A 12506-nucleotide genomic window follows, 5' to 3' on the forward strand; every position below is an offset into this window, starting at 1 on the left:
TGAAACCCTAGCTGACCTTTGCTACGTGCTGAATCGTGCGTTTGCCTTTATTATGTGTGTTCAGTTTTCAACCGACCGCACAGTGACTGCCTGACCCCTATGGCCATTTTGAACATTCTCGAATTCCCGGACCCGCGCCTGCGTACCATTGCCAAACCGGTGACGGTGTTTGACGACGCCTTGCGCCAGCTGATCGACGACATGTTTGAAACCATGTACGAAGCGCCTGGCATCGGCCTGGCCGCGACGCAGGTCAACGTCCACCTGCGCCTGGTAGTGATGGACCTGAGCGAAGATCGCAGCGAGCCACGGGTGTTCATCAACCCCGAGCTCGAAGAGCTGACCGACGACATGGGCCAGTACCAGGAAGGTTGCCTGTCGGTGCCGGGCTTCTACGAAAACGTCGATCGCCCTCTGCGCATCCGGGTCAAAGCCCAGGATCGCGATGGCAAGCCGTACGAGATGGAGGCAGAGGGCCTGCTCGCGGTGTGCGTGCAGCACGAGCTGGACCACCTCAACGGCAAGCTGTTTGTCGACTACCTGTCGCAGCTCAAACGTGACCGGATCAAGAAGAAGCTGGAAAAGCAGCACCGCCAGAACGCCTGATCCCCCACCTTGCAGAAGGCTTGCTCCGGCAAGCCTTTTTCTATTTCAAGCGAGAACTCCATGCGCATCGTCTTCGCGGGCACCCCTGAGTTTGCCGCCGAACACCTCAAAGCCCTGCTCGACAGCCCTTACCAGGTGGTTGCGGTGTACACCCAGCCCGACCGCCCGGCCGGCCGTGGGCAAAAGCTCATGCCGAGCCCGGTCAAGCAGTTGGCCGTGGCCCATGACATCCCTGTGCTGCAACCGCCGACCCTGCGCAATGCCGAGGCCCAGGCCGAACTGGCCGCGCTGGCGCCGGACCTGCTGGTGGTGGTTGCCTACGGTTTGATCCTGCCGCAGGCGGTGCTGGATATCCCGCGCCTGGGCTGCATCAACAGCCATGCCTCGCTGCTGCCACGCTGGCGCGGTGCGGCGCCGATCCAGCGCGCCGTCGAAGCCGGCGATGCCGAGAGCGGCGTCACCGTGATGCGCATGGAGGCGGGCCTGGACACCGGGCCGATGCTGCTCAAGGTCACTACTCCAATCAGTGCCAGCGACACCGGCGGTAGCCTGCACGACCGCCTTGCCGAAATGGGCCCGCCTGCCGTGCTCGAGGCGATTGCCGGGCTGGCCGCTGGCACCTTGCAGGGCGAAGTGCAGGATGACGCCCTGGCCACTTATGCACACAAGCTGAACAAAGAAGAAGCGCGCATCGACTGGAGCCGCCCGGCAGTTGAGCTGGAGCGTCTGGTACGCGCCTTCAACCCATGGCCGGTGTGCCACACCAGCCTCGATGGCGAAAGCGTGAAGGTCCTCGAAGCGAAGTTGTCCACAGGCAGCGGCGCCCCCGGCCAGATCCTCAGCGCCAGCAAGGACGGCCTGATCGTCGCCTGCGGTGAGCAGGCACTGAGCCTGACCCGCCTGCAACTGCCAGGCGGCAAGGCGCTGAACTTCAGCGACCTGTTCAACAGCCGCCGCGAGAAGTTCGCTGACGGCAAGGTGCTTGGCCAATGAACCCACGTCTGGCTGCTGCCCGCGCCCTCGCTGCTGTACTCAGCGGCAAGGCTTCGCTGAACAGTTCGTTGCCAACGCAACTGGACAAGGTCGAGGAACGCGACCGTGGCCTGACCCAGGACCTCGCCTTCGGCACCGCCCGCTGGCAGCCACGCCTGGAGCTGCTGGCCGCGCAGTTGCTGCAAAAGCCGTTCAAGGCGGCCGACAGTGATGTGCAGGCGCTACTGCTGGTGGGCTTGTACCAGCTGTTCTACACGCGAATCCCGGCGCATGCCGCCATCGGCGAAACCGTGGGCTGCGCCGACAAGCTGAAAAAGCCGTGGGCCAAGGCCCTGCTCAATGCCGTGCTGCGCCGCGCCCAGCGCGAGGGCGAAGAACTGCTCGCCAGCATGGAGCGCGACCCGGTGGTACGTACCGCCCACCCGCGCTGGCTGCAGAAGTCGCTCAAAGCGTTCTGGCCGGAGCAGTGGGAAGCCATCTGCGCCGCCAACAATGCTCATCCGCCGATGATCCTGCGGGTCAACCGCCGCCATCACAGCCGCGACGCCTACCTGGCCTTGCTTGGCGAAGCCGGTATCGCTGCCGCTGCTTGCCAGTACAGCCGCGACGGCATCGTGCTCGCGGCTGCCTGCGACGTGCGTGGCCTACCAGGCTTTGCCGAAGGCTGGATCAGCGTGCAGGACGAGGCGGCGCAACTGGCCGCCGACCTGCTCGAACTGGCCCCCGGCCAACGCGTGCTGGATGCCTGCTGCGCACCGGGCGGCAAGACCTGCCACCTGCTCGAAGCCGAGCAGGGCCTGGCCGAAGTGGTGGCGATCGACCTGGAAGCCAAGCGCCTGGTCCGCGTGCGCGAGAACTTGGCGCGCCTGCAACTGGACGCCAAGCTGATCGCCTGCGATGCCCGCGACACCGCCAACTGGTGGGACGGCAAGACCTTCCAGCGCATTCTGCTCGACGCACCGTGCTCGGCGACTGGAGTGATCCGCCGTCATCCGGACATCAAGTTGACCCGTCAGGCTGATGACATCCCAGCCCTGGCCACGTTGCAGGGCGAGTTGCTCGATGCGCTGTGGCCAACCCTGGAAGTCGGCGGCATGCTGCTGTACGCCACCTGCTCGAGCCTGCCGACCGAAAACACTGAAGTGATCGAGGCGTTTCTGGCCCGTACGCCAGGCGCCCGTGAACTGGACCTGGCCACCGAGGCCGGCCTGCGCCAGCCGCACGGGCGCCAGTTGCTGGCTCAGGAAGGCGGCCACGACGGCTTCTACTATGCCAAGCTGATCAAGATTGCCGCCTCGCGCGGATAAAACACCAGGTTAGGAGTAGTGGATGAAGATCATCATCCTTGGCGCAGGGCAGGTAGGCGGCACGCTGGCAGAACACCTGGCCAGCGAAGCCAATGACATCACTGTGGTCGACACTGATGGCGACCGCCTGCGCGACCTTGGCGACCGCCTTGATATCCGCACCGTGCAGGGCCGTGGCTCGCTGCCGACGGTGCTGCGCCAGGCCGGCGCCGACGACGCCGACATGCTGGTGGCGGTGACCAACAGCGACGAGACCAACATGGTCGCCTGCCAGGTCGCCTACTCGCTGTTCCACACCCCGACCAAGATCGCTCGGGTGCGCGAATCGGCGTACCTGACTCGGGAAGAAATGTTCCACAACGACCATATCCCGGTCGACGTGCTGATCAGTCCCGAACAGGTGGTGACCAACTACATCAAGCGTCTGATCGAGCACCCCGGCGCACTGCAGGTGATCGACTTCGCTGACGGCAAAGCCCAGTTGGTGGCGGTCAAGGCCTACTACGGCGGCCCGCTGGTGGGCCAGCAGTTGCGCCAGATCCGCGCGCACATGCCCAATGTCGACACCCGCGTGGCGGCGATCTTCCGCCGTGACCGGCCGATCAAGCCGCAGGGCGATACCGTCATTGAAGCCGATGACGAGGTTTTTTTCATCGCCGCGAAGAAGGACATCCGTGCGGTCATGGGCGAGTTGCGCCGCATCGACGAGACCAACAAGCGTGTGGTCATCGCCGGGGGCGGGCAGATCGGCGAGCGCCTGGCTGAAGCGATCGAGAGCCGCTACCAGGTCAAGATCATCGAGATGAACGCGGCCCGTTGCCGTTACCTGTCCGACACCCTGGAAAGCACCGTGGTGTTGCAGGGCAGCGCCTCGGACAAGGACCTGATGCTGGAAGAGAACATCGCCGACGCCGATATCTTCCTGGCCCTGACCAACGACGACGAGGCCAACATCATGTCGTCGCTGCTGGCCAAGCGCCTAGGTGCGCGCAAGGTGATGACCATCATCAACAACCCGGCCTATGTCGACCTGGTGCAGGGCGGCGATATCGACATCGCCATCAGCCCGCAGTTGGCGACTATCGGCACCTTGCTTGCCCACGTGCGCCGCGGCGATATCGTCAGCGTGCACTCGCTGCGCCGCGGTGCGGCCGAGGCGATCGAGGCGGTGGCGCATGGTGACGCCAAGTCGAGCAAGGTGATTGGCAAGGCCATCGCCGACATCGACCTGCCGCCGGGCACCACCATTGGCGCGATCATTCGTGCCGAGCAGGTGCTGATCGCCCACGACAACACGGTGCTGGAAACCGGCGACCACGTGATTCTGTTCGTTGTGGATAAAAAGCATATCCGCGACGTCGAGAAGCTGTTCCACGTGGGCTTGAGCTTTTTCTAAGGAGGCACGGCAATGCGCGAATCGCTGCAGAAGATGCTCGACAAGGGTGTGGATAACTCACTGTTGCGCTTCGGTCTGGGCAAGGCCTGGCTGGATGAGGGCAACGGCGCCGAGGCGGCGGTGCATCTGGCCCGCTGCGTTGAGCTGGACCCGAAGTATTCGGCGGCGTGGAAGCTGTTGGGCAAGGCTTATCAGCTGAGCGGTGATCTGGCCGCGGCGCGGCAGGCGTGGGAACAAGGGACTGAAGCGGCGCGGGCGCATGGCGACAAGCAGGCCGAGAAAGAGATGGCGGTGTTTTTGAAGAAGTTGAATAAAATCTGAGATTGCTGGGGGCCGCTTTGCAGCTCTTCGCGGCGGTCCGGCGTCCCGGCAAGCCCGCTCCCACAGCATTTGCAGCGCCGCCGTAACCTGTGGGAGCGGGCTTGCCCGCGAAGGACTGCGCAGCAGCCCCAGAAACCTCAATACCAGCGCGGCTCGCCAGCCGGACGCTTCTTGAAGCGCTTCATGCTCCACATGTACTGGCTCGGATACTCGCGCACATAACGCTCGACCACCTTGCTCATGGCCGCCGCCGACACCGTTACATCGGTGCTGTACATCTCCTCGGGCGCCGCCTCGAGAATTACCCTGAACCCAGAACCATCCGGCAGCCGCAGCGCATGCAGGAACACCCCGACCGCCTTGCCGCCAGCCAGCATGTTCGGCACAAACTTGCTGGTCAGCGCCTGGGTGCCGAGGAACGGTACAAATACCCCAGCCGACTCGGCCGGCTCCGGGTCAGCCGGAATCCCCACCTGGCCACCACGGCGCACTTCCTTGATCACGCTGAGGATGCCTTCCTTGGTCGACGGCGCCACACGGTTGCCCATCTGCACGCGCTGCTCGCGAAGCAGGTCATCGACCGCCTTGAGCTTGGGCGGGCGGTAGAAAATGATCGGTTTGCACTGGCTGCAGTAGAAGTGGTTGAGCACTTCCCAGTTGCCCAGGTGGCTGGTAATGCCGACTACGCCCTTGCCTGAGGCCAGGGCGGCCTCCAGCACTTCCAGGCCCTGCACTTCGTGGACGAGGTCCAGCGAACGCTGGGGCGGCCAGATCCAGGCGCAGGCGCTTTCGACAAACGACTTGCCGATATCGCGCAGGGCGCGGCCGACCAACTGCTCGCGCTCGGCCGGGTCCATCTCCGGAAAACACTTGGCCAGGTTGATCCGCACCACGTTGCGCGAACCGTTGGGTATCTTCCACATCAGCCAGCCAATGCCGGCGCCAACCCGTTGCACCGCGCTCCAGGGCAGCTTGGCAAACAGGCGCAGCACCCCGACCATCAGGGCGCCCTTGAACTTTTCCACAGGCGAATTCCTTATTTCAGCAAGCGCGCATTGTACCCGCTCAGCGCGCCAAGGCGGCGTAGCGATCGCAGTCGGTGGTGTGGTCCATGACCATCCCGGTGGCCTGCATGAACGCGTAGCAGATAGTCGGACCAACGAACGTGAAGCCGGCTTTCTGCAACGCCTTGCTCATCGCCTTGGCCTCGTCGGTGACTGCCGGCATCTCGCTACGGTCGGTGAAGTGGTTGATCTTCGGCGTGCCGCCGACAAACGACCAGAGCCACTCGGCCGGGTTATCCACAGCCAGCCAGGCCTTGGCATTACGCCGCGCCGCGTTGAGTTTGAGGCGGTTGCGGATGATCCCGGCATCGAGCATCAATTCCTCGATGCGCTCATCGCTCATCTGCGCCAGCTGCACCGGGTCAAAGTCATACATGACCTGGCGATAGCGCTCGCGCTTGCGCAATACGGTGATCCAGGACAGCCCGGCCTGGAACCCTTCGAGCAAAAGCATCTCGAACAGCAACGCCGGATCGCGCTGCGGCGTTCCCCACTCCTGGTCGTGGTAGGCCTGGTACAACGGATCGTCGGTACACCAAAAGCAGCGTGGCATAAGGCTCCAATCAGTAGAGGGCGAGGCGAATCGGGTTATACTCCCGCTCTTTACATCCGCATCCCCAGATACAGGTGAATTTCGTGAGCCAGCCTACGCCAGCCGTGCGTACCTTCCAAGACCTCATCCTCGCCCTGCAGAAGTACTGGGCTGAGCAAGGTTGTGTGGTACTTCAGCCCTACGATATGGAAGTAGGCGCCGGCACTTTCCACACCGCGACCTTTTTGCGCGCCGTCGGCCCAGAAACCTGGAACGCCGCCTACGTGCAGCCAAGCCGTCGGCCTGCCGACGGACGGTATGGTGAAAACCCCAACCGCCTGCAGCATTACTACCAGTTCCAGGTGGTCCTCAAGCCTAACCCGGCCAACTTCCAGGAACTGTACCTGGGCTCGCTGAAAGCGATTGGCCTCGACCCGCTGGTGCACGATGTGCGCTTCGTCGAAGACAACTGGGAATCGCCGACCCTCGGCGCCTGGGGTCTGGGTTGGGAAATCTGGCTGAACGGCATGGAAGTGACTCAGTTCACCTACTTCCAGCAAGTCGGCGGTCTGGAGTGCTACCCGGTCACCGGCGAAATCACCTACGGCCTCGAGCGCCTGGCGATGTACCTGCAGGGCGTTGATTCGGTGTACGACCTGGTCTGGGCTGACGGCCCGTTCGGTGTGGTCACCTATGGCGACGTGTTCCACCAGAACGAAGTGGAGCAATCGACCTACAACTTCGAGCACGCCAACGTCGACAAACTGTTCGAGCTGTTCGACTTCTACGAAAGCGAAGCCAACCGCCTGATCAAGCTCGACCTGCCGCTGCCGACCTATGAAATGGTCCTGAAGGCGTCGCACACCTTCAACCTGCTCGACGCCCGCCGCGCCATCTCGGTGACCGAGCGCCAGCGTTACATCCTGCGCGTACGTACGCTGGCTCGCGACGTGGCGCAAAGCTACCTGCAAGCCCGTGCCCGCATGGGCTTCCCGATGGCGACCCCTGAACTGCGTGACGAAGTGTTGGCTAAGCTGGAGGCTGCACAATGAGTGCTCAAGATTTTCTGGTTGAACTGGGCACCGAAGAGCTGCCACCCAAAGCCCTCGCCAGCCTCGGTGACGCGTTTTTGGCCGGTATCGAAAAAGGCCTGCAGGCCGCTGGCCTGAACTACGCCGGCAAGAGCGTGTATGCCGCGCCGCGCCGCCTGGCAGTGCTGATTCGTCAGCTCGACGTGCAGCAGCCTGACCGCTCCATCAACGTCGATGGCCCGCCCATGCAGGCCGCGTTCAACGCCGAAGGCCAGCCAACTCAGGCGGCCCTGGGCTTTGCCAAGAAGTGCGGCGTCGACCTCAGCGAGATCGACCAGAGCGGCGCCAAACTGCGCTTCTCGCAGCACATCCCGGGCAAGGCTACTGCCAGCCTGCTGCCGACCATCGTCGAAGATTCGCTCAACGACCTACCGATTCCCAAGCGCATGCGCTGGGCGGCCAGCCGTGAAGAATTCGTGCGGCCAACCCAATGGCTGGTGATGCTGCTCGGTGAGCAGGTGGTCGATTGCACCATCCTCAAGCAGCAAGCCGGTCGCGAGTCGCGTGGGCACCGTTTCCACCACCCGGAAAACGTGGTTATCAGCGCGCCTGCCAACTACGCCGAAGACCTGCGCAAAGCCTACGTGCTGGCCGATTTTGCCGAGCGCCGCGACTTGATCGCCAAGCGCACCGCAGAGCTCGCCCTGCAGCAGGAAGGCACGGCCATCGTGCCGCCGGCGCTGCTCGATGAAGTGACTGCGCTGGTCGAATGGCCGGTGCCGCTGGTGTGCTCGTTCGAGGAACGCTTCCTTGAAGTGCCGCAAGAAGCGCTGATCACCACCATGCAGGACAACCAGAAGTACTTCTGCCTGCTCGACAGCGACGGCAAGTTGCTGCCGCGCTTCATTACCGTGGCCAACGTCGAGAGCCGTGACCCGCAGCAGATCGTGCTCGGTAACGAAAAGGTCGTGCGTCCGCGCCTGACCGACGCCGAGTTCTTCTTCAAGCAGGACAAGAAGCAGCCGCTGGCGACCTTCAACGAGCGCTTGAAGAACGTGGTGTTCCAGGCCCAGCTGGGCAGCGTCTACGACAAAGCCGAGCGCGTCTCCAAGCTGGCCGCCTACATCGCCCCACGCATCGGCGGCGACGCCCAGCGTGCGGCGCGTGCCGGCTTGCTGTCCAAGTGTGACCTGGCCACCGAAATGGTCGGCGAGTTCCCGGAAATGCAAGGCGTTGCCGGCTACTACTACGCCATGAACGACGGCGAGCCGGAAGACGTCGCCCTGGCCCTGAACGAGCAGTACATGCCGCGCGGTGCCGGCGCGGAACTGCCGCAGACCCTCACCGGTGCTGCCGTGGCCATTGCCGACAAGCTCGACACCCTGGTCGGTATCTTCGGCATCGGCATGCTGCCAACCGGCAGCAAAGACCCGTACGCCCTGCGTCGCGCTGCCCTCGGCGTGCTGCGCATTCTGATCGACAAGCAGCTGGACCTGGACCTGACCGACGCCGTGAGCTTCGCCGTCAACCAGTTCGGTAGCAAGATCAAGCCAGCCGGGCTGTCCGAGCAGGTCCTGGAGTTCATCTTCGACCGCCTGCGTGCACGTTATGAAGACGAAGGCATCGACGTCGGTACCTACCTGTCGGTACGTGCCCTCAAGCCAGGCTCGGCGCTGGACTTCGACCAACGCGTACAGGCAGTGCAGGCGTTCCGCCAACTGCCTGAAGCCGGGGCCCTGGCCGCGGTCAATAAGCGTGTGTCGAACCTACTGAGCAAGGCTGAGGGTGCGATCTCCGAGCAAGTCGAGCCGAAGTATTTCGACAATGCCAACGAGTTCTCGCTGTACTCGGCGATCCAGCAGGCCGACCAGGCTGTGCAACCGATGGCCGCGGCCCGTCAGTACCGTGAGTCGCTGGCCCGCCTGGCAGCGCTGCGTGACCCGGTGGACGCCTTCTTCGAGGCAGTGATGGTCAACGCCGAAGATGCCAAGGTCCGTGCCAACCGCTACGCCCTGCTCAGCCGCCTGCGCGGTCTGTTCCTGGGTGTGGCCGACATCTCGTTGCTGGGGTAAGCCTTGAAACTGCTGATTCTCGATCGTGACGGGGTGATCAATCACGACTCCGACGCCTACATCAAGTCGCTGGAGGAGTGGATCCCCATTGCCGGCGCGATCGAGGCCATCGCGCAGTTGAGCAAAGCGGGCTGGACGGTGGCGGTGGCCACCAACCAGTCCGGCATTGCCCGGGGCTACTATTCGCTGGACACCCTCGAGGCCATGCACACGCGCTTGCGCGAGCTGGTGGCCGAGCAGTGTGGCGAACTGGGCCTCGTCGTGTACTGCCCGCATGGTCCGGACGAGGGCTGCGCCTGTCGCAAACCGAAGCCGGGCATGCTCGAGGCAATCGCTGCCCATTACCAGGCAGAGCTGCCTGGCGTATGGTTCGTCGGCGACAGTAAAGGTGACCTGGAGGCCGCCCTGGCCGTCGGAGCACAACCGGTGTTGGTGAAAACCGGCAAAGGTGAGCGCACCCTGAGCAAGGGCGTCGCTGCAAGCACGCTGATTTTTGACGATCTGGCCGCTGTCGCCAGAGCACTTATCTAGACTGTCCGCCGCCTGGCGCACAGTTCATTAGGCGGGCACGACCCGCAACGGTACATGCCACTATGTCGATCCTGCAGGCGATCAGAATCTTTCTTTTTTACCTGCTGCTGGGCACCAGCTCGTTGCTTTGGTGCACCTTGAGCTTCTTCATCGCGCCGTTTCTGCCGTTTCAAAAGCGCTACCGCTTCATCAACGTCTACTGGTGCCGCTTTGCCGTGCGCCTGACCGAGGTGATGCTGGGTATCCGCTACAAGATCACCGGCGCGGAGAACGTGCCAGCGACCCCGTGCGTGATTCTGTCCAATCACCAGAGCACCTGGGAAACGTTCTTCCTGTCGGCGTACTTCCAACCGCTGAGCCAGGTACTCAAGCGTGAGCTGCTGTATGTGCCGTTCTTTGGCTGGGCCATGGCCATGCTGCGGCCGATCGCGATCGACCGCGACAACCCCAAGGAAGCCTTGCGCCACGTTGCCAAGAAGGGCGACGAGCTGCTCAAGCAAGGCGTGTGGGTATTGATCTTCCCTGAGGGTACCCGTGTCCCGTATGGGCAGATCGGCAAGTTCTCCCGTGGCGGTACGGCCTTGGCGGTGAACGCAGGCCTGCCGGTGCTGCCGATTGCGCATAACGCCGGCCGTTACTGGCCGAAGTCTGGCTGGGGCAAGCAGGCGGGGGTGATCGAGGTGGTGATTGGCGAGCCGATGTATGCCGAAGGCAGCGGGCCGCGGGCCATTGCTGACCTGAATAACCGCGCTGAGGCGTGGAATCAGGAGACCCAGCGGGCGCTGGGTGCGCTGCCTCCAGTGGCTGAAAGCAGCGCCGCAGACAGCTTGGAAAATTGTGGATAACTTGTGAGCAACTTTTCAAATGATGCTTAGAGATTGACTCTAAGTGATTGAAATTTATAGCTATTTATCTATGTGACAGTTTTTCGAAAACCGTGCATAAGTTTTTTTCGTGATTGAAAACGGGGGCTGCTGTGCAGCCCCCGGCTGTTTCAGATCAGACCTTGTCCAGGTCCACATCCTTGGTCTCTTTCAAACAGAATATCCCCACCACCAGGCTCACCCCGGTTATCAACACCGGGTACCACAGCCCATAGAAAATATCCCCGGTATACACCACCAGCGCGAACGATACGGTCGGCAGGAACCCACCGAACCAGCCGTTACCAATGTGGTACGGCAGAGACATCGAGGTATAGCGGATCCGCGTCGGGAACAGCTCGACCATCACCGCCGCCAGCGGGCCATAGGTCATGGTCGCGATCAGGATCATCGCTACAATCAGCGCTACCACCATGAACTCGTTGACCTGCGCAGGATCGGCCTTGGCCGGATACCCCGCCTGGGTAATCGCCGCACGCATTGCCGCTTCGTCGAAGCCGGTGATGGCCGTGTCGCCGATGTTCACCACGACATCACTGCCAGTCGCAGCAGCCGAGCTGTACGGCAGGCCCTGCTTGACCAGGAAGGTCTTGACCTTGTCGCACGGGCTGTCGAAACGCGCTTTGCCGACCGGGTCGAACTGGAAGGTGCAGCTGGCTGGGTCAGCCATCACCACAATGGGCGACTGACGGCTGGCGGCGTCGATCTGTGGGTTGGCGTAATGGCTCAGGGCCTTGAACAGCGGGAAGTACAGGACGGTTGCCAGCAGCAGGCCAACCATCAGGATCGGCTTGCGGCCAATGCGGTCAGACAGCCAACCGAAGAACACGAAGAACGGCGCGCCGATCACCACGCTGATGATCAGCAGAGTGTTGGCCTGGGCCGGGTCCATCTTGAGCATCTGGGTCATGAAGAACAGCACATAGAACTGCGCCGTGTAGAAGGTTACTGCCTGACCGGCGTTGATGCTGAACAGTGCCGTCAGGACGATCTTGAGGTTGCTCCAATTGGTGAACGACTCACGAATCGGCGACTTGCTCAGCTTGCCCTGCGCCTTCATTTTCACGAAGGCTGGCGACTCGTGCATGCTCATGCGGATCCAGGTGGAAATCCCCAGCAGCACAATCGACAGCAGGAACGGCAGGCGCCAGCCCCAGGTTTCAAACTCATCACCGCTGATGTAGCGGCTACCCAGTACCACCAGCAACGACAGCAGCAGGCCCAGGGTCGCGGTCGACTGGATGAAGCCGGTATGGAAACCGCGCTTGCCGGGCGGTGCGTGCTCGGCCACGTAAGTTGCCGCGCCACCGTACTCGCCACCCAACGCCAGGCCTTGGAGCATGCGCAGAATCACCAGGATGATCGGCGCCGCGATACCAATGCTGGCATAGGTAGGCAACAGCCCGACCGCGAAGGTCGACAAGCCCATCAACACGATGGTGACCAGGAAGGTGTATTTACGCCCGATCATGTCGCCCAGGCGGCCGAACACCAGCGCGCCGAACGGCCTGACCAAGAAGCCCGCAGCGAATGCCATCAGGGCGAAGATGAACGCCGTGGTGTCGTTGACCCCCGCAAAGAACTGCTTGCTGATCACCGCCGCCAGAGCGCCGTACAGAAAAAAGTCATACCACTCGAAAACCGTCCCGAGGGATGACGCGAAAATGATCTTTCTTTCCTCGCGACGGCTGGTAGGGCTCGCCGCTGCTCCCTGCTCTTGAATGTAATCAGACATCGTTGCTGTCCTCGGCCCGCAGGCCACAGTGATT

Annotated in this window: 12 protein-coding genes; 9 read left to right on the top strand and 3 right to left on the bottom strand. The window is 62.7% G+C overall.

What is annotated here, in order from left to right; translation table 11 throughout:
- The first annotated feature begins 99 nt into the window (after window positions 1–99).
- The 5 genes from def to ACIOAU_RS23330 are packed head-to-tail and all read left to right on the top strand — an operon-like array spanning window position 100 to window position 4623.
- Entirely contained in the window at window positions 100–606 is a 507-nt protein-coding gene (gene def / locus ACIOAU_RS23310) for a peptide deformylase (RefSeq protein WP_101322761.1), read from the top strand.
- Window positions 607–666: 60 nt separating this feature from the next.
- Window positions 667–1599, top strand: coding sequence for a methionyl-tRNA formyltransferase (fmt, locus tag ACIOAU_RS23315; protein ID WP_188036915.1), 933 nt, complete (start codon window positions 667–669; stop codon window positions 1597–1599).
- Window positions 1596–2906 carry a 16S rRNA (cytosine(967)-C(5))-methyltransferase RsmB gene (rsmB, locus tag ACIOAU_RS23320; protein ID WP_181105937.1) on the top strand — a complete coding sequence of 437 codons (1311 nt, stop codon included), beginning with the start codon at window positions 1596–1598 and terminating at the stop codon, window positions 2904–2906. Before fmt ends, rsmB begins: the two co-directional genes overlap by 4 nt.
- A 22-nt stretch (window positions 2907–2928) precedes the next feature.
- Window positions 2929–4302, top strand: a complete 1374-nt coding sequence (gene trkA / locus ACIOAU_RS23325; protein WP_101322764.1) for a Trk system potassium transporter TrkA — start codon at window positions 2929–2931, stop codon at window positions 4300–4302.
- Between the two features lie 12 nt (window positions 4303–4314).
- Window positions 4315–4623, top strand: coding sequence for a tetratricopeptide repeat protein (locus ACIOAU_RS23330; protein WP_181105936.1), 309 nt, complete (start codon window positions 4315–4317; stop codon window positions 4621–4623).
- A gap of 137 nt (window positions 4624–4760) precedes the next feature.
- Here the strand turns inward: ACIOAU_RS23330 and ACIOAU_RS23335 are convergent, their stop codons facing one another.
- The gene (locus ACIOAU_RS23335) at window positions 4761–5648 is read right to left on the bottom strand and encodes a lysophospholipid acyltransferase (RefSeq protein WP_150570278.1); all 888 of its coding nucleotides are present in this window, start codon (window positions 5646–5648) and stop codon (window positions 4761–4763) included.
- A gap of 40 nt (window positions 5649–5688) precedes the next feature.
- Window positions 5689–6240: a DNA-3-methyladenine glycosylase I gene (locus ACIOAU_RS23340; protein ID WP_220632825.1), complete on the bottom strand. Its 552-nt coding sequence runs from the start codon at window positions 6238–6240 to the stop codon at window positions 5689–5691.
- Between the two features lie 83 nt (window positions 6241–6323).
- On the opposite strand from ACIOAU_RS23340, the gene glyQ reads away from it, so the two are divergent.
- From glyQ to ACIOAU_RS23360, 4 genes are all read left to right on the top strand, one after another.
- Complete coding sequence (gene glyQ, locus ACIOAU_RS23345; RefSeq protein WP_101322768.1) at window positions 6324–7271, top strand: glycine--tRNA ligase subunit alpha; 948 nt, start codon at window positions 6324–6326, stop codon at window positions 7269–7271.
- Window positions 7268–9322 (top strand): glycine--tRNA ligase subunit beta, encoded by a 2055-nt coding sequence (gene glyS / locus ACIOAU_RS23350; RefSeq protein WP_101322769.1) that lies wholly within the window; start codon window positions 7268–7270, stop codon window positions 9320–9322. The genes glyQ and glyS overlap by 4 nt, the downstream gene beginning before the upstream one ends.
- Before the next feature lie 3 nt (window positions 9323–9325).
- Window positions 9326–9853 carry a D-glycero-beta-D-manno-heptose 1,7-bisphosphate 7-phosphatase gene (gene gmhB / locus ACIOAU_RS23355; RefSeq protein ID WP_401184837.1) on the top strand — a complete coding sequence of 176 codons (528 nt, stop codon included), beginning with the start codon at window positions 9326–9328 and terminating at the stop codon, window positions 9851–9853.
- Between the two features lie 62 nt (window positions 9854–9915).
- Window positions 9916–10698 (top strand): 1-acyl-sn-glycerol-3-phosphate acyltransferase, encoded by a 783-nt coding sequence (locus tag ACIOAU_RS23360; RefSeq protein WP_101322771.1) that lies wholly within the window; start codon window positions 9916–9918, stop codon window positions 10696–10698.
- Between the two features lie 154 nt (window positions 10699–10852).
- On the opposite strand, the gene ACIOAU_RS23365 is transcribed toward ACIOAU_RS23360, so the two are convergent.
- On the bottom strand, window positions 10853–12472 hold the full coding sequence (locus ACIOAU_RS23365) for an MFS transporter (RefSeq protein ID WP_101322772.1): 1620 nt from the start codon (window positions 12470–12472) through the stop codon (window positions 10853–10855).
- Window positions 12473–12506 lie beyond the last annotated feature (34 nt).

The sequence above is a fragment of the Pseudomonas sp. NPDC088322 genome (assembly GCF_044740745.1).
Lineage (GTDB): Bacteria > Pseudomonadota > Gammaproteobacteria > Pseudomonadales > Pseudomonadaceae > Aquipseudomonas > Aquipseudomonas shirazensis.

Excerpts from the sequence above, each read along its gene's own strand:
- glyS (WP_101322769.1), top strand. The coding sequence starts at position 7,268 with ATGAGTGCTCAAGATTTTCTGGTTGAACTGGGCACCGAAGAGCTGCCA.
- rsmB (WP_181105937.1), top strand. The coding sequence starts at position 1,596 with ATGAACCCACGTCTGGCTGCTGCCCGCGCCCTCGCTGCTGTACTCAGC.
- ACIOAU_RS23330 (WP_181105936.1), top strand. The coding sequence starts at position 4,315 with ATGCGCGAATCGCTGCAGAAGATGCTCGACAAGGGTGTGGATAACTCA.
- ACIOAU_RS23340 (WP_220632825.1), bottom strand. The coding sequence starts at position 6,240 with ATGCCACGCTGCTTTTGGTGTACCGACGATCCGTTGTACCAGGCCTAC.
- ACIOAU_RS23365 (WP_101322772.1), bottom strand. The coding sequence starts at position 12,472 with ATGTCTGATTACATTCAAGAGCAGGGAGCAGCGGCGAGCCCTACCAGC.
- fmt (WP_188036915.1), top strand. The coding sequence starts at position 667 with ATGCGCATCGTCTTCGCGGGCACCCCTGAGTTTGCCGCCGAACACCTC.
- trkA (WP_101322764.1), top strand. The coding sequence starts at position 2,929 with ATGAAGATCATCATCCTTGGCGCAGGGCAGGTAGGCGGCACGCTGGCA.
- ACIOAU_RS23360 (WP_101322771.1), top strand. The coding sequence starts at position 9,916 with ATGTCGATCCTGCAGGCGATCAGAATCTTTCTTTTTTACCTGCTGCTG.
- def (WP_101322761.1), top strand. The coding sequence starts at position 100 with ATGGCCATTTTGAACATTCTCGAATTCCCGGACCCGCGCCTGCGTACC.